At 74.5% G+C, this 14,953-nt stretch carries 17 protein-coding genes; 4 read left to right on the forward strand and 13 right to left on the reverse strand.

Features of this window, described 5'->3' with window-relative positions:
- Positions 1–19: 19 nt before the first annotated feature.
- Positions 20–712: a ThuA domain-containing protein gene (locus Nocox_RS38290; protein WP_020544943.1), complete on the forward strand. Its 693-nt coding sequence runs from the start codon at positions 20–22 to the stop codon at positions 710–712.
- A gap of 46 nt (positions 713–758) precedes the next feature.
- On the opposite strand, the gene Nocox_RS38295 is transcribed toward Nocox_RS38290, so the two are convergent.
- From Nocox_RS38295 to Nocox_RS38310, 4 genes are all read right to left on the reverse strand, one after another.
- On the reverse strand, positions 759–1,538 hold the full coding sequence (locus Nocox_RS38295) for an SDR family NAD(P)-dependent oxidoreductase (protein WP_026214705.1): 780 nt from the start codon (positions 1,536–1,538) through the stop codon (positions 759–761).
- A 65-nt stretch (positions 1,539–1,603) separates the two neighbouring features.
- Positions 1,604–2,344: an SDR family oxidoreductase gene (locus tag Nocox_RS38300; RefSeq protein WP_020544941.1), complete on the reverse strand. Its 741-nt coding sequence runs from the start codon at positions 2,342–2,344 to the stop codon at positions 1,604–1,606.
- A 39-nt stretch (positions 2,345–2,383) separates the two neighbouring features.
- Positions 2,384–2,602: a ferredoxin gene (locus Nocox_RS38305; protein ID WP_020544940.1), complete on the reverse strand. Its 219-nt coding sequence runs from the start codon at positions 2,600–2,602 to the stop codon at positions 2,384–2,386.
- A complete protein-coding gene (locus Nocox_RS38310; RefSeq protein ID WP_020544939.1) occupies positions 2,599–3,822 on the reverse strand; it encodes a cytochrome P450 in 1,224 nt (407 codons plus the stop codon). The genes Nocox_RS38305 and Nocox_RS38310 overlap by 4 nt, the downstream gene beginning before the upstream one ends.
- A gap of 205 nt (positions 3,823–4,027) precedes the next feature.
- Here Nocox_RS38310 and Nocox_RS38315 point away from each other — a divergent pair, with 205 nt between their 5' ends.
- From Nocox_RS38315 to Nocox_RS38325, 3 genes are read left to right on the forward strand one after another with little or no spacing between them, the layout of a single operon-like run.
- A complete protein-coding gene (locus Nocox_RS38315) occupies positions 4,028–5,254 on the forward strand; it encodes a cytochrome P450 (protein ID WP_020544938.1) in 1,227 nt (408 codons plus the stop codon).
- On the forward strand, positions 5,251–5,640 hold the full coding sequence (locus Nocox_RS38320) for a nuclear transport factor 2 family protein (protein WP_020544937.1): 390 nt from the start codon (positions 5,251–5,253) through the stop codon (positions 5,638–5,640). The genes Nocox_RS38315 and Nocox_RS38320 overlap by 4 nt, the downstream gene beginning before the upstream one ends.
- 7 nt (positions 5,641–5,647) lie before the next feature.
- A complete protein-coding gene (locus tag Nocox_RS38325) occupies positions 5,648–6,118 on the forward strand; it encodes an Lrp/AsnC family transcriptional regulator (protein ID WP_020544936.1) in 471 nt (156 codons plus the stop codon).
- A 94-nt stretch (positions 6,119–6,212) separates the two neighbouring features.
- Here Nocox_RS38325 and Nocox_RS38330 read toward each other — a convergent pair whose 3' ends face one another.
- From Nocox_RS38330 to Nocox_RS38370, 9 genes are all read right to left on the reverse strand, one after another.
- A complete protein-coding gene (locus Nocox_RS38330) occupies positions 6,213–7,034 on the reverse strand; it encodes an FAD binding domain-containing protein (protein ID WP_020544935.1) in 822 nt (273 codons plus the stop codon).
- Entirely contained in the window at positions 7,031–7,498 is a 468-nt protein-coding gene (locus Nocox_RS38335; RefSeq protein ID WP_026214704.1) for a (2Fe-2S)-binding protein, read from the reverse strand. Before Nocox_RS38335 ends, Nocox_RS38330 begins: the two co-directional genes overlap by 4 nt.
- Complete coding sequence (locus tag Nocox_RS38340; RefSeq protein WP_033410021.1) at positions 7,488–9,791, reverse strand: xanthine dehydrogenase family protein molybdopterin-binding subunit; 2,304 nt, start codon at positions 9,789–9,791, stop codon at positions 7,488–7,490. The genes Nocox_RS38335 and Nocox_RS38340 overlap by 11 nt, the downstream gene beginning before the upstream one ends.
- Positions 9,792–9,961: 170 nt before the next feature.
- Positions 9,962–10,165, reverse strand: a complete 204-nt coding sequence (locus Nocox_RS38345; protein WP_020544932.1) for a hypothetical protein — start codon at positions 10,163–10,165, stop codon at positions 9,962–9,964.
- A 19-nt stretch (positions 10,166–10,184) separates the two neighbouring features.
- Complete coding sequence (locus Nocox_RS38350; RefSeq protein ID WP_020544931.1) at positions 10,185–11,255, reverse strand: VWA domain-containing protein; 1,071 nt, start codon at positions 11,253–11,255, stop codon at positions 10,185–10,187.
- Entirely contained in the window at positions 11,256–12,206 is a 951-nt protein-coding gene (locus tag Nocox_RS38355) for a VWA domain-containing protein (protein WP_020544930.1), read from the reverse strand.
- Positions 12,203–13,090, reverse strand: coding sequence for a DUF58 domain-containing protein (locus tag Nocox_RS38360; RefSeq protein WP_020544929.1), 888 nt, complete (start codon positions 13,088–13,090; stop codon positions 12,203–12,205). Before Nocox_RS38360 ends, Nocox_RS38355 begins: the two co-directional genes overlap by 4 nt.
- A 4-nt stretch (positions 13,091–13,094) precedes the next feature.
- Complete coding sequence (locus Nocox_RS38365) at positions 13,095–14,084, reverse strand: AAA family ATPase (protein WP_026214702.1); 990 nt, start codon at positions 14,082–14,084, stop codon at positions 13,095–13,097.
- Positions 14,085–14,114: 30 nt separating this feature from the next.
- A complete protein-coding gene (locus Nocox_RS38370; RefSeq protein ID WP_020544927.1) occupies positions 14,115–14,930 on the reverse strand; it encodes a S1C family serine protease in 816 nt (271 codons plus the stop codon).
- Positions 14,931–14,953: the final 23 nt, after the last annotated feature.

The raw sequence follows: 14,953 nt of genomic DNA on the forward strand, positions 1-14,953 counted from the left end.
GGACGGCGTGAGGACGACCATGCGTGCCGTCGTCCTCTCCGGTGGGCTCACCCACGACTTCCCCGCCACCACCGCCTGCCTGGTGGAGCTGCTCGCCGAGCGGCGGCTCGCCGCCGAGGTGCACACCGACGTGGACGCGGCGCTGCGCGCCCTGCCCGGCGCGGCGCTGCTGGTGGTCAACGCCCTGCGCTGGACGATGACCGGGCCCGGCACCCCCGACCGCTACCGGCGGCTCGCCGGGGCCGAGGGGGCTAGCCCGTCCCCGGACGCGCGGGAGGCGCTGGCCGCCCACCTCGCGGCGGGCGGCGGCGTGCTCGGCATGCACACGGCGGCCATCTGCTTCGACGACTGGCCAGAGTGGGGGCGTACGCTCGGCGGCTCCTGGGTGTGGGGCCGCTCGCACCACCCGCCGCTCGGCCCGGCCGTCGGCGTGCGGCCGGCGTCGGCGGCGCACGAACTGGTGGCGGGCATCGCGCCGTTCACCGTCGTGGACGAGGTCTACGGCGACCTGGAGCGCGTGCCGGGGCTCGTCCCCCTGCTGACGGCGCGGCAGCCGGGCGGTCCGGACGCCGAGCATCCCCTGCTGTGGGCCCGTGAGCACGGCGGCGGGCGGGTGGTCTACGACGCGCTGGGGCACCATCCGGCGTCGTACGAGGTGCCGGAGCACCGGGAGATCGTCCGGCGGGCGATCCGCTGGACCACCACCGGCTGACCCGGGGCGGGCGCGGGAGTCCCCCGCGCCCGCCCTCCTGCGGTCGTCAGCTTCCGCCGGGGCCGACCGAGTCCACCGACTGGGGGCGCGGCAGGGCGGCCAGGGTGCTCTTGATCAGCCCGCCGTCCACCGCGAGGGTCTGGCCGGTGACGTACCCGGCCTTCTCCGAGCCGAGGAAGAGCACCGCGGCCGCGATGTCCTCGGCGGAGCCCAGGCGGGCGAGCGGCACCGCGCCCTCGCGGACCCGCCGCACCTCGGCGTCGGCGTAGATGGCGTCCGACATGCCCGCGTGGATCAGGCCGGGGGCGACGCAGTTGACCCGGATGCCGAGTTTCGCCCACTCCATCGCCATGTGTTCGGTCAGCCGGACGATGCCCGCCTTGCTGGCGGAGTACGCCCCCGCGTGGGGCGCGGCGGCGAGCCCGTTGACGGAGGCGAGGTTGACGATCGCGCCCCCTCCGGCCTTGCCCATCGGCCCGGCCAGCGTCCGCCCCACGATGAACGTGCCGGTCAGGTTGACCCGCAGTGCGCTCTCCCATTCGGCGAGCGGCAGGTCCAGCAGCGGCCCGAACCGGACGATCCCGGCGTTGTTCACCACCAGTCGCGGCGGCTCAGGCAGCAGCGCCGCCGCGGCGCGGACGGACTCCTCGTCGGCGACGTCCACGGCCGAGGCCACGCACCCGTCGCCGATCTCCGCCGCCGTCCGCTCGACGGCCGGGCCGTCGATGTCCCACGCGGCCACCCGGTAGCCCGCCGTCACCGCGAACTCGGCGATCACGGCCCCGATGCCCTGTGCCGCCCCCGTGACCACGGCCCATTCTGTCATTGTGTCTCTCCCCTGGTCTGCCTGGCCGGGCGGTCTCGAACGCCCGGCTCCAGGCGTCGTCTTCACTACAGCAGCGCCTGGTAGGCGCCGCCGTCGACCGGCACCGCCGCGCCCGTGAGGTAGCCCGCGTGGGCCGAGCACAGGAACGCGACGACCGCGCCGAGCTCGGCCGGCTCGCCGAGCCGCCCCGCCGGCACGTCGCCCAGCGGCGGGCGCTCGCCGTACACCTGCGTGACGCGTTCGGTCCTGTGCAGGCCGGGCTGCACGGAGTTCACCGTGATCCCGTCGGCGGCCACCTCGCGGGCGAGCGTGCGCAGGAAGCCCGTGGCGCCCGCGCGGGCGGTGTTGGACAGGGCGAGGTTCGGGTACGGCTGCCGCGCGCCGAGCGAGGTGATCGCGACGATCCGCCCCCACCCGCCCTCCCGCATGGCCGGCAGCGCGGCCAGCGACATCCGCACGACGGCGAGCAGGCTCCGCTCGATCGCCCCCTGGTACGCCTCGGGCGGCGTCTGCGCGACGGTGCCGGGCGGCGGCCCCGGGCCGTTCACCACGAGGATGTCGAGCCCGCCCATCAGCGCCGCCGCCTTCTCCACGAACTCGGCCGCGCCGTCCGGGTCGGCGACGTCGGCGCGCAGCCACCGCGCGTCCGGCCCGAGCCGGTCGGCCGCGGCGGCGGCCCGCCCGCTGTCGGAGCCGCAGATGGTGACCAGCGCGCCCTCGGCGGCCAGCGCGGCCGCGCTCGCGTACCCCAGCCCGGCGCTGGCCGCCGCCACGGCGGCACGGCGGCCCTTGATCCCCAGGTCCACGGCTAGTCGGGGTGCCGGGCGGCGCGTCCCGGGCACTGCTCAGAAGACATCGATCTCCTCGTCGCCCTCGAAGACCCTGATGGCGCCCGAGGGGCAGTCGCGGGCCAGGTCGAAGATCTCGTCGTCGCCGAGCGCGGGCCCGCCGGGCACCCGCTCGACGATCTCGTCCTGGTCGAACCGGAACACGTCTGGCCGCTCGGCGACGCACTTGCCCGAGCTGATGCAGACGTCCCGGTTGAGCTCGATCCGGTAGGTCACGCCTCACCGCCGAACAGCACCGGGTAGGAGCCCCAGTAGGGCCGCTGGGTGTTGGCGTCGCGCTGCGGCGGGTCGTCGGGGTCGCGCCGCACCCGGGCCGCGAACATCCGCCGCACCACGGCGGTGACCAGGCCGAACAGGTGGTCGTCCAGGTCCGTCCCGCTCCTCGGCACCACGCCGGCGGCGAGGTCCTGGCCGATGCACACGTGCATGCCCGCGGCGAAGCTCAGCCCGAACGGGGCCACGTTCGGCGGCAGCGTGCGGTGCGGGTCGAACGCGGCGGCGTCGGCGCCGAAGACCTCGGCGTCGCGGTTGACCGACTGCAGGTCGATCACCACGATCGCGCCCTCCGGGATCTGGATGCCGGAGCGCAGGGTGACCGGGGCGAGCGCGCGCCGCCGGCCGATCGGGCTCGACGGGTTGAGCCGGACGGTCTCGTGCACGCAGCGCTGCACGAACAGCGGGTCCGTGGCGGCGAGCCCGGCGTCCTCGGGGTGCTCCTCGATCCAGCCGAGGATGTGGTCGACCGCGCGGACGAACGCCGTGGCGCTCGTGTGGGCGCCGGCCAGCAGGAAGAACGCGACCTCCCTGCGCACCACCTCGGGCGGCAGCTCCAGCTCGCCGGCGTGGCGCAGCAGGGTGGCCAGCACGTCGCTGGGCACCTCGACGTCCTCGCCGGCGGCCTCGCGGGCCAGCAGGTCGCGGCGGCGGGCGATCGACGGGGCGAGGAACTCCGCGTCCCAGTCCTCCAGCGCCTGGGCGATCACCTTCCGCTGCTCGGCCTTGTCCTTGGTGGAGTGCGCGAGCGTGGCGCCCTCCACGAACTTCATCATGTAGGCGTAGAGCCGCCCGGTCTCCTCGGCCGTGCCCTCGGGCCGGTCCACGCCGGCGGTGAGCGCGGCGAGGTTGAGCATCAGCTCGTGCCCGAGCCGCACCAGGTCGACCCGGCCCTCGGCCTGGTACGGCGCCAGCGTCCGCTCGATCACCCGCGGGAACAGCTCGCGTTCGTAGCGCTCGAACACCTCGCGGCGGAACATCCGGTTCTCCACGCGACGCCGGGAGCGGTGCTCCTCACCGTGCAGGTTCACCAGGACGTCGGCCATCACGACCTCGCCCTCGTCGTAGAGCGACTGGCGCAGGTCCTTGCTGCGGTAGGCGTCCTTGGCGTCGGCGAACGTGGTGAGGACGATGGTTGTCTCTTCGGCGGCGACGGCTGTCATCTGGACTTGCTCCTCCGTTGACGCACCGGATCGGGGGGTTGCCGGGATTCTCCGGCTCAGCGTCTCGCGTCGCACCGAGCGGCGTCAAGACCCTAACGACGCAAGCGAGAAGCTCCACGGAACCCGTGCGGGATCTTCCCTGAAAAGGCGTGCGCTGCTAGCGTCGTTAGTGTTCTAACACCGCGCCCCTCCAAGGAGTGTGACGATGACGACGATCACCCTTGACGGCCATGCCGACGTCCGTGACGCCTTCCGGCAGCGCGACCTGAAGCAGGCGCTGTACGACGAGGGCGGCGTGGTGATGGCCGACTGCCTGCTCGTGCTGCACGGTGACGACCACCGGGTGCGGCGCAGGGTGGAGAACCGGCTGTTCCGGCGCGGCACGTTCCGGCACTGGGAGCGCGAGTTCCTGCACGACGTCGTCCGCGACACGCTCGCGCCGTTCGCCGCCGCCGGCCGCGCCGACCTGGTCGAGCTCGGCTACCGCACGATCATGAGCCTGACCGCGCTGGTCGCCGGCATCGACCGGCCCACCGGCGACGCGGCCGAGGCCGACGCGCTCTATCGCTACGCCAAGACGTTCTCGGAAGGCGCGACGCTGGTGCACACCACCCGCGACCCGGACGTGGTCCGGGCAGAGGTGGCCGCCGCGCTGGAGGAGTTCGACGCCGGGTTCCTGCAGCCGTCGCTCGCCCGACGCAGGGACCTGCTGGCCCGCCAGGCGGCCGGTGAGCTGGGCGAGGCGGACCTGCCCCGCGACGTGCTCACCGGCCTGCTGCGTCACTGGGACGAGCTCGGCATCGACGAGGACGTCCTGCTCCGCGAGTGCGCCTTCTACCTCCAGGCCGGCTCCCACAGCACCGCCGACGCCTTCACGCACTCGGCCGACGAGTTCTTCGCCTGGGTCCGCCGCGACCCCGAGGCCGCCGAGCGCGCCCGCCACGACCCGGCCCTGCTCCAGCGGTGCGTGCACGAGACCCTGCGCCTGCATCCGGCGAGCCCCGTCGCGCAGCGCCGCGCGCTCGCGCCCGTCGTGCTGCGCAGCGGCACCGAGATCCCCGAGGGCGCGCTCGTCGTGCTGGACATCGCGGCGGCCAACCGGGACCCGCGGGTGTTCGACCGGCCCGACGTGTTCGACCCGCTGCGCGAGGTGCCGTCCGACGTGCCCCGGTGGGGGCACGCCTTCGGCGGCGGCATGCACGCCTGCATCGGCACGGAGCTGGCGGGCGGCGTCCCCGCGAGCGACAAGACGAGCGACAAGACGGGCGAGAAGGCCGGCGACGAGGCCCACGAGCAGGTGCTCGGCACCGTCACGCTCATGCTGTCCGCGCTGCTCGCCGCCGGCGCGCGCCCCGACCCCGAGCTGCCGCCCCGGCGCGACCCGCACTCCTCCCGCGACCACTTCGCCTCCTACCCCGTGGTGTTCGGATGACGGCCGCGCGCCGGGCGACCGACCGGTTCCTGGCGGCGGTGGGCGCCAGGGACGCCCGCGCGGCGGCGGCCTGCTTCACCGAGGACGCCTCGTACGCCAACGTGCCCCACCCGCCCGCCGTCGGCCGCGCCGCGATCGAAGGGCTGCTCGGCCCGATCCTGCGCCGCTCGGAACGGGTGCGCTGGGACGTCGTGACCGCGAGCTACACCGAGGAGCGCGCCTGGCTGGAGCGCGTCGACCGGTTCTGGATCGACGGCCGCGAGCACCACGTCGCCTGCAACGGCGTCGCCGAGGTCGACCCGGCCCGCGAGCTGATCACCGCGTTCCGCGACTACGTGGACCTCGCCCCCTGGCGGGCGCGGATCGCCGGCGTGCTCGCGGGGTGAGCGTCCCGTGGACCTCGACGACCTGGACCTCGCCCTCCTGAGGCTGCTGCTGGAGGAGCCGCGCGCCGGCCACCGCGAGTACGCGCGGGTGCTCGGCGTGGCGCGCGGCACCGTGCAGTCCCGCATCGCCCGGCTGGAGCGGCGCGGCGCGATCACCGGCTACGCCGCGCAGGTCTCGCCCGAGGCCCTGGGCTACACCGTCCAGGCGTTCGTGCACCTGCACCTCGCCCAGGGCATGCTCGACGACGTGACGAACCGCCTCGCCCACGTCCCCGAGGTGCTGGAGGCGCACTCCACGACCGGCGAGGGCGACGTGCTGTGCCGGATCGCCGCGCGCGGCAACGCGCATCTGGAGCAGATCGTCCAGACGCTGCTGGCGCTGCCCGGCGTGGTGCGCACCCGCACCGAGATCGCGCTGCGCGGCCGGGTCCCCTACCGGGTGCTGCCGCTCCTCCAGCAGGTACGCGGCGAGCGCTGACGGCGGGCGGGAGCCTCCGTGCCGACGGCGAACGCCGGCGCCTGCCCCCCGCGTCGAGGGCGGCGGGGCGCACACCGGGCCCCGCCGCCCCCGCTCACAGAGCCGCGAGGGCGCGGCCGACCAGGACCTCGGCGAGGTGCGAACGGTAGGCGGCGCTCGCCACCGCGTTGTCGGCGGGCGCGCAACCGCGGGCGGCCAGCGCGCTCGCCTCGGCCGCCGGCACGCCGGCCGCCAGCGCCTCCTCCACCTCGCCCGCCCGCAACGGGGTCTGGCCCATGCCGATCAGCGCGACCGCCGTACGCCCCTCGGGACGCGCCTGGGCGGCCACCCCGACGACCGCCCAGTCCAGGGCGCGGCGGCTGAACTTCTCGAAGGCGTACCCGAGGCCCGTGGCGGCCCGCAGCCGGATCTCCACCAGCAGCTCGTCGGCGGCCAGCGCGCTCGTCCGCACCCCGGTGAAGAACTCGGCCGCCGGGATGTCGCGGACGCCCGACGGGCCGCGCGCCACCAGGACGCCGTCCAGGGCGAGCACCGCGGCGGCCAGGTCGGCGGCCGGATCGGCGTGTGCCAGCGAGCCGCCGATCGTGCCCCGGTTGCGTACCTGGGGGTCGCCGATCCGGCGCGCGGCCGCGGCCAGCAGGGGCACGTGCTCGGCGACCAGCGGGTCCCGCTCCAGCGTGCGGTGGGTGGTGAGCGGGCCGACCACGACCTGCTCGCCGTCCAGCCTGACGTACGCCAGCTCGCGCAGCCGGCCGATGTCGACCAGGACGCCGGGCTCGACCCGGCGCAGCTTCATCGCCGGCAGCAGCGAGTGGCCGCCGGCCAGCAGCCGGACGTCCCTGCCGTGCCAGGCGAGCTCGGCGAGCGCCTGCTCGACCGAGCCGGCCCGCACGTACGTGAAGCCCGCGGGGATCATCGGGCACCTCCGTTGGCCGCCGCCCACTGGACCGACTCGACGATCATCTGGTAGCCGGTGCACCGGCACATGTTGCCCTTCAGCCCGTCGCGGATCTCCTGCTCCGACGGGTCGGGACGCTCGGCGAGCAGCGCCGTCGCGGCCATGACCATGCCGGGCGTGCAGTAGCCGCACTGCAGTCCGTGGCACTGGCGGAACCCCTCCTGCACGGGCGAGAGCCCGTCAGGACCGCCCAGCCCCTCGACCGTGGTCACCTCGCACCCGTCGGCCTGCGCGGCGAGGACGGTGCACGACTTCACCGCGACGCCGTCGAGCAGGACCGTGCAGGCGCCGCAGCTCGTGGTGTCGCAGCCGACGTGGGTACCGGTGAGGGACAGCAGGTCGCGCAGGAAGTGCACGAGGAGGAGCCGCGGCTCGACCTCCCTCTCGTGCGGCCGGCCGTTCACGGTGATCTCAACTCGCATGGTGCATGGCCTTCCAGACTCGTTCGGGGGTGCAGGGCATCTCGACGTCACGCACCCCGAGATGGGCGAGCGCGTCCACCACCGCGTTGACCACCGCCTGCGGCGCGGCGGTGGCGCCGGCCTCGCCGATGCCCTTCACGCCGAGGGGGTTGAAGCTGGACCTCGTCTCGATGTGGTGGGTCTCGTAGCGGGGCAGGTCGAGCATGCCGGGCAGCATGTACTCCTCCAGCGAGGCGGCGAGCGGCCGGCCCTCGGCGTCGAAGGACACCTTCTCGAACAGCGCCTGCGCGATGCCCTGCGCGACCCCGCCGTGCACCTGGCCGCGGGCGTTCATCGGGTTGATGACGGTGCCGCAGTCGTCCACGCAGACGTAGCGCACGACGTGCACCCGCCCGGTGTCCCGCTCGATCTCCACCACGCAGCCGTGCGCGCCGCTCGGGTAGCTGAGGTTCTTCGGCTCGTAGTAGGCCGTGGACTCCAGGCCGAGCCGGGTGCCCTCGGGCAGCAGGTGCGGCTTGAAGGAGCGCTCGACGACGGCGGCCAGGGGCACCGCGGCGTCGGGCACGCCCTTGACCTGGAAGCCGTCGCCGACCCGCACCAGGTCGTCGGGGTCGGCCTCCAGCAGGTGGGCGGCGATGCGGCGGGCCTGGTCGGCGACCTCGACGGCGGCCTGGCGCACGGCGTTGCCGGCGACCGGCATGCCGCGGCTGCCCATCGTGCCGATGCCCTCCTGCACCACGGCCGTGTCGCCGTAGAACACGCTGACGGCCTCGAACGGCACGCCGAGCTCGTCGGCGACGATCTGCGCCATCGCGGTCTGGTGGCCCTGGCCGTGCGGGGCGGTGCCGACCAGCACGATCACCGAGCCGTCCGGCTGGAGCCGCAGGTTCGCCGACTCCCAGCCGCCGAGGTAGCCGAACTGCTCGAACAGCGGCGTCGGCCCGAACCCGGCCATCTCCACGAACGTCGACAGCCCGACCCCGAGCAGCCGCGCGCCGGGGTCCGCGCGCCGCCGCTCCTGCTCCGCGCGCAGCGCGTCGTAGTCCAGCTCGCCGAGCAGCAGCTCCAGCGCCGCCGGATAGTCGGCCTCGTCGTAGACGATGCCCTCGAACGGCGTCTGGTACGGCATCTGCTCCGGCCCGATCAGGTTGACCTTCCTGACCTCGGCAGGATCCTTGCCCAGCTCAAGGGCGACGAGATCGACGACCCGCTCGATGAGGAAGCTCGCCTCGGGCCGCCCCGCCCCCCGGTACGACGCCGTGGGCGTGGTGTTGGTGAGCACGCTGCGGTAGCGGGCGGCGATCTTCGGGATCCGGTAGCAGCCGCCCAGCATGTACGACGTCAGCGTGGGCAGCCCGATGCCCACCGGGTCGGGCACGCCGCCGATGTTGACCGTGATCGTGACGTCGAGGGCGAGGATGGCGCCGTTCTCGTCGAACCCGACCTCGACCTCCTGCACCTGGTCGCGGCCGTGGTAGGTGTGCGTCATGTGCTCGCGGCGGGTCTCGACGAACTTGACCGGCCGGCCGAGCCTGCGCGACAGCTCGGGCGCGAGGAACAGCTCCGGCATGAACGACGACTTCACGCCGAACGCGCCGCCGACGTCGGGGGCGACGACCCGGATCAGGTGCCTGGCCAGCCCGAACACCTGGGCGATCTCGGCCCGCACCCGGTGCGGCGCCTGCACGGTCGCCCACACGGTGACGCCGTTCCCGACCCAGTCGGCGAGCACGCCGTACGGCTCCATCGGAGCTCCGGCGACGCGCTGGTTGACCAGCCGGGCGCGCAGCCGGCGCGGGGCGGCGTCCAGCTCGGCCGCCACGTCGTCCGGCGTCACGGGCTGCTCCAGCGCGAGGTTGCCGGGCAGCGGCGCGAAGATCGGCACGGCGTCGGGCGCGAGCGCCGCCTCCAGCGTCGCCATCACGGGCAGCGGCTCGTACGTCACCTCCACGGCTCGGGCCGCGTCGGCGGCGGTGTAGCGGTCGGCGGCGACCACCACGGCCACCGGCTCGCCGACGTAGTGGACCTTCTCCCCGGCCAGGTAGTGGCGCTCCAGCCCGGGGACGGACGGTCTCGCCGGCAGCTCCGCGAAGTCCTCCGCCGTCCACACCCCGACGACGCCCGGCAGCGCGGTGGCCGCCGAGGTGTCGATGCCGGTGATGAGCGCGTGGGCCTCGGTGCTCTGCACGTAGACCATGTGCAGCAACCCTGGGCGTTGGATGTCGTCCACGAACGTGCCGCGCCCGGTCAGCAGCGCGGCGTCCTCCTTGCGCGGTACAGCCGAGCCGATCATCGTCACAGGCCACCTCCGTCGAGGCTTGGGGGGCAAGCGTCGTTAGACGTATAGCTACCTATCTTGGCGTGTGCCCACAGGCGCGGCAAGACCCATGTGAGGCGAGGTGAAACTGCGCCTGACCAGCCCGAGCTAGTCGCCAGGTCTCTTACGACGGGTGAAGCGTCCAGTCAGCGCGTCGCCTCGAGCGCCCGGAGCGCCCGCCGGCACACGGCGTGCCAGGTCTCCCCGCCTCCGTCGCGGACCAGCGCGCTGGCCACCACTTCCTTGTCACACGTGCTCCCGTGCCACGAGCATTTCCCCTGCACCGCCCGCGCCCCTCCCGTGTGGTGACGGGGGTCGAAGTCGCATACCTCCACCAATTCGGACTTCATGACCCTCCTGTTCCCGGCATCAACGGATGTGCGCACGAGGGCGGTTCCACCACAGGGAGAGGGACAGTGCGGTGACGACGAGAAGGGCGCCGCCGCCCGCGAAGAACGCGGCCGTGTCCAGCCGCTCGCGGATCACCTGGAAGGAGCCCGGCAGCGAGTCGAGGGCGTCCTGGAGCTGGCCGGCGTTCTCGGCGCGGTGGTAGGAGCCGCCGGTCGTCCTGGCGATCTCCTTGAGCGTCGGCTCGTCGATCGAGCGGATGTTGCGGCCTCCCCGGTCGAAACCGCCCCGGCCGCCGAAGCCGCCGCCCCAGCCGCCGAAGCCGCGGCCGTCGAACTGGGAGTTCTCGCACACCAGCGGGACGGGGTTCGTGGTGCCGAAGCCGATGGTGAAGACGCGCACCCGGCGCAGCGCCGCCTCCTCGGCGGCGGTCTCCGGGTCGACGCCCTGGGTGTTGGCGCCGTCGGTGAGCACGACGATCGCGGCGCCGGCGTAGCCCTGCTTCTCCCCTCCGCCGGCGGCGGCGTTCGCGCCCGTGGGCGGGACCGACGGGTCCACCTCGGCGATCGCGTCGATCGAGGCGAGCATGGCCTGGCCGATCGCGGTGCCGCGGCCCACGGTGAGGCCGTCCAGCGCCTCGATCAGCTCGTCGGTGTCGTCCGTGGGCGGCACGAGCAGGCCCGCCGAGCCGGCGAAGGTGACCAGGCCGATCCGCGGCCCGCCGCGCTGCGACTCGATGAAGTCCGCCGCGGCCTTCCGCGCGGCGGTGAGCCGGTTGGGGTCGACGTCCGTGGCGCACATGGAGCCGGAGGTGTCCAGGGCGAGCAGGATCGTCGCCGACCTCATCGGCACCGCGACCGACGCCTGCGGGCGCGCCGCCCCGACCGCGAGCAGCACGAGCCCGGCCACGAACAGCACCGGCGGGATCCGCCGCGTCCAGCGCGTACGTCCGGGCAGCGCGGCCCGTACGAGCGCGATCGAGGTGACCCGCACCGCGGCCCGCCGCCGGCGGCGCAGCGCCCACCAGCGGATCGCGAGGATCAGCGGCACCACCAGGACCGACAGCAGCGCCCACGGCCACGAGAACGTCACTCAGATCACCCGCCCCGACCTGAGCACGGTGAACACCGCTCCTGCCGTGAGCAGCGCGAGGGCGAGCCCGATGAGCCCGCCGGCGAGCGGCAGCGGCTCGTCCGAGACGGTGACCCGCAGGTCGATCGTGTCGGCGATCCCGCCGAGCCGCGCGGCGTCGGAGACGGGGTGGTAGGCCCCGCCCGTCGTCTCCGCGATCCCGGTCAGAACGTCCTCCTCCAGCGCGGTGTGCAGGCGGAGGCCGTCCACCTTCACCGTCGCCCCGGCCGTGGTGCCGACCCCGACGGTGTGGATGTGGACACCCGCCTTCTGGGCCGTCTCGGCGGCGCGTTCGATGTCGCCGCGCCGGTTCTGGCCGTCGGTGAACATGACGATCGTCGCCGACGGCCAGTAGCCGAGGTCGGGTACGTCGCCGCCGGCGTCGGGGGGCGCCGGCTTGCCGGTGATCGCCGCGAGCGAGGACATGATGCCGCTCGCGAGCGAGGTGCCGCCGGTGATCCTCAGCCGGTCGACGGCCTTGAGCGCGGCGGTGTGGTCGGCGTCGGGGCGGGCGGTGGTGCGCGCGCCCTGCTCGAAGGCGACCACGCCGATGTCGACGCTGTCCGGCTGGGCTTCGATGAAGGCGCGGGCGGCCCGCTGCGCCGCGGCCAGCCGGTTGGGCGCGACGTCGTCGGCTCCCATGCTGCTGGAGACGTCCATGGCGAGGATGACGGTGCCCGCGGTGCGCGGGACCGGCAGCATGGCCACGGGACCGGCGGCGGCGACCGCGAGCACGCCGACGCCGGCGATCGTCAGCCCGGTCCCGAGCGACGCCCGCCGCCCGCCCGGCAGGGCGACGCCGGCCGCGGCGAGCGCCGCCGTCCTGCGGCGGCCCAGGACGACGGCCGCCCAGACCAGCGCCGCCGTGACGATCAGCCCGGCGACCAGCAGAAGGGGCGAGGAGAGCGTCATGGTCTGCGGCCTCCGGTCCTGGCGACGACCTCGACCAGGGCCTCGCCGAGGTCGCGGTCGGTGCCGACACGGTGGACGGGCACCCCGGCCCGGCGCATGCCCGCCGCGAGCCCGGCCTCGCGGGCCTCGACGGCCGCCGCGAGGCGCGCCCGCAGCAGCGGGTCGGCGGAGTCGACGACGAGCTGCTCGCCGGTCTCGGCGTCCTCGACCACGATCAGCCCGGCCTCGGGCAGCACGTCGTCGGCGGCGTCCGTGATCCGCAGGGCGACCACCTCGTGCCGGCGGGCGAGGCGCTGGAGCGAACGTTCCCAGTCGCCCTCGCCGATGAAGTCCGACAGCACGACGACGAGCGCGCGGCGGCGGGCGAGCCGCCCGGCCGCGTCCAGCATCGCGGCCAGGTCCGTGGTCGCGCCCCCGCCGGTCGCCGCGGCGGTCCGCTCCAGCTCGGCGGCGATCCGCAGCGCGTGCCGCCGGGACGTGCCGGGCGGCACGACGCGCACCGTCCCGGTGTCGTACAGCAGCGCGCCGACCCGGTTGCCGCCCCGGCCGAACAGCCGGGCGAGGACGAGCGCGAGCTCGGCGAGCACGTCGTGCTTGCCGCGCCCCGGCCGGCCGGCCGCCATGGACGCCGACCGGTCGAGCACGAGCCACACCGTCAGCTCGCGGTCCTCGGTGAACACCCGCAGGTGCGGCTCGTCCAGCCGCGCGGTGACGTTCCAGTCGATGTGCCGGGCGTCGTCGCCCTCCGTGTACGCCCGCAGCCCCGTGAAGTCGATGCCGGAGCCGCGGTGCGCGGTGCGGTGGGCGCCCTGGAGCCGGCCGTCCAGCCTGCGGACGACCTTCCACTCCAGGCGGAGCAGGAGTCTCTCGGGGGCGGTGGCCATGACGTCAGCGGTTCTGCAGGACGACGTCGGGCGCGCGGACGGCCCCGAGCACCCTGGTGATGATCGTGTCGGCGTCCACGTCGTCCGCCAGGGCCTCGTACGACAGCACGAGGCGGTGGCGCAGCACGTCCAGCGCGAGCTCCGCCAGGTCGTGCGGCAGCGCGTAGTCGCGCCCGCGCAGGAACGCCAGCGCCCGCGCGCCGGTGACGAGCGCGATCGAGGCCCGGGGGCTCGCCCCGTGGGTGACGTAGCGCTCCAGCTCGCCGAGCCCGGCCATGGCCGGGGAGCGGGTCGCGGTGACCAGCCGGACGGCGTAGTCGACGACGGCCGGATCGACGTAGACCTGCCGGGCCCGCTCGCGCATCGCCATCAGGTCCTCGGTGGTCACCATCGGCTGCGGCGGCTCCGGCGGGCGCAGCGCCCGATGGACGATCGCCTGCTCCTCGGGCTGCGTCGGGTAGTCGACGACGACCTTCATCATGAACCGGTCGACCTGGGCCTCGGGCAGCGGGTACGTCCCCTCGGACTCGATCGGGTTCTCCGTCGCCATGACGAGGAACGGCTCCGGCACCCGGAACGTCTCCCGCCCGATCGTCACCTGGTGCTCCTGCATCACCTCCAGCAGCGCGCTCTGCACCTTGGCCGGGGCGCGGTTGATCTCGTCGGCGAGCAGCAGGTTCGCGAACACCGGGCCGAGCTCCGTCCTGAACTCGCCCGAGTGCTGGTGGTAGACCCGCGTGCCGACGAGGTCGGCGGGCACCAGGTCGGGGGTGAACTGCACGCGCTGGAACTTGCCGGCGATCGCGGCGGCCAGCGACCGGACCGCGAGCGTCTTGGCCAGGCCGGGCACGCCCTCGACCAGCAGGTGGCCGTCGGCGATGAGCGCGACCGCCATGCGCTCCAGGAGCAGGTCCTGTCCGACGATCGTGCGTTTGACCTCGTACAGCACCTGTTCGAGCGGATGTCCCTGGCCCGGTCCTGGGGGTTTCGTCATGCGGTGTTCCTTCTCGTCGAGCTGCACAGGTCAGATGGCACCCAGCCCGTCGCCGTCCCCGTCGCCGTCGCCGCCGCCCAGGGCCGCGCCGATCGGCACCGCGAACGCGATCCCGGCGAACGCCTCGTCGCCTCCCGGGTCGGCGATGGACACGACGACGCCGATGACCAGGCCGCGGGCGTCCAGCAGGGGGCCGCCGGAGCTGCCCGGGTTGACGGAGGCGTCGAACTGGATGAGCCCCTTCAGCCCGCCGCCCTGGCCGGTGCCGCCGGTGGCGCGGTCGAGGCCGGACACGACGCCGGTGGAGACGCTGTAGGTGAGGCCGAGCGGGTTGCCGATGGCCACGACGGGCGCGCCCACCTCCACGCCGCCGCCGAGCGTGGCGGGGACGACGATCTCGGGCAGTTCGGTGGGTTTGAGGGTGGCGACGTCCCTCTTGGGGTTCGAGGACGCGATGGCGGCCTTCGCCTTGGTGCCGTCGGCGAACGTCACGCTGACGTCGGCGGCGCCGTCGCCCGCCGAGCCCTTGACGACGTGGTACGCGGTGAGGATCGTGCCGTCCTCGGTGGCGATCACGCCGGTGCCGAGCGACTTCCCTGACCGGACGACCACCACGGAAGGCCCGACGCGCTCGAAGACGTCGGGCACCGTGAGCGTCGCGCTCGGCGTCGGCGTCGGGCTCGGCCGGGGCGCGGCCCGCTCGCCGTTCCCCCCGCCGCCGCCCAGCCAGTACGCCAGCGCGGCCACGACGACGAGCAGGCCGCCCAGGGCGGCGGACCGCCGAGCTCTCCCGGCCCCGGCTCCCCGAGCCTCGGCCGCGCCGGCCTCCTGCGGCACGTGCTCCATCGCTCCATCGTCATAAAAGTCCG

Origin of the sequence: Nonomuraea coxensis DSM 45129 (assembly GCF_019397265.1) — a bacterium.
Taxonomy (GTDB): Bacteria; Actinomycetota; Actinomycetes; order Streptosporangiales; family Streptosporangiaceae; genus Nonomuraea; species Nonomuraea coxensis.

Bases quoted from the DNA above. Each gene is read 5' to 3' on its own strand.
- Nocox_RS38290 (WP_020544943.1), top strand. From the start codon at position 20: ATGCGTGCCGTCGTCCTCTCCGGTGGGCTCACCCACGACTTCCCCGCC.
- Nocox_RS38295 (WP_026214705.1), bottom strand. From the start codon at position 1,538: ATGACAGAATGGGCCGTGGTCACGGGGGCGGCACAGGGCATCGGGGCC.
- Nocox_RS38310 (WP_020544939.1), bottom strand. From the start codon at position 3,822: ATGACAGCCGTCGCCGCCGAAGAGACAACCATCGTCCTCACCACGTTC.
- Nocox_RS38315 (WP_020544938.1), top strand. From the start codon at position 4,028: ATGACGACGATCACCCTTGACGGCCATGCCGACGTCCGTGACGCCTTC.
- Nocox_RS38320 (WP_020544937.1), top strand. From the start codon at position 5,251: ATGACGGCCGCGCGCCGGGCGACCGACCGGTTCCTGGCGGCGGTGGGC.
- Nocox_RS38330 (WP_020544935.1), bottom strand. From the start codon at position 7,034: ATGATCCCCGCGGGCTTCACGTACGTGCGGGCCGGCTCGGTCGAGCAG.
- Nocox_RS38335 (WP_026214704.1), bottom strand. From the start codon at position 7,498: ATGCGAGTTGAGATCACCGTGAACGGCCGGCCGCACGAGAGGGAGGTC.
- Nocox_RS38340 (WP_033410021.1), bottom strand. From the start codon at position 9,791: ATGATCGGCTCGGCTGTACCGCGCAAGGAGGACGCCGCGCTGCTGACC.
- Nocox_RS38345 (WP_020544932.1), bottom strand. From the start codon at position 10,165: ATGAAGTCCGAATTGGTGGAGGTATGCGACTTCGACCCCCGTCACCAC.
- Nocox_RS38355 (WP_020544930.1), bottom strand. From the start codon at position 12,206: ATGACGCTCTCCTCGCCCCTTCTGCTGGTCGCCGGGCTGATCGTCACG.
- Nocox_RS38360 (WP_020544929.1), bottom strand. From the start codon at position 13,090: ATGGCCACCGCCCCCGAGAGACTCCTGCTCCGCCTGGAGTGGAAGGTC.
- Nocox_RS38365 (WP_026214702.1), bottom strand. From the start codon at position 14,084: ATGACGAAACCCCCAGGACCGGGCCAGGGACATCCGCTCGAACAGGTG.
- Nocox_RS38370 (WP_020544927.1), bottom strand. From the start codon at position 14,930: ATGGAGCACGTGCCGCAGGAGGCCGGCGCGGCCGAGGCTCGGGGAGCC.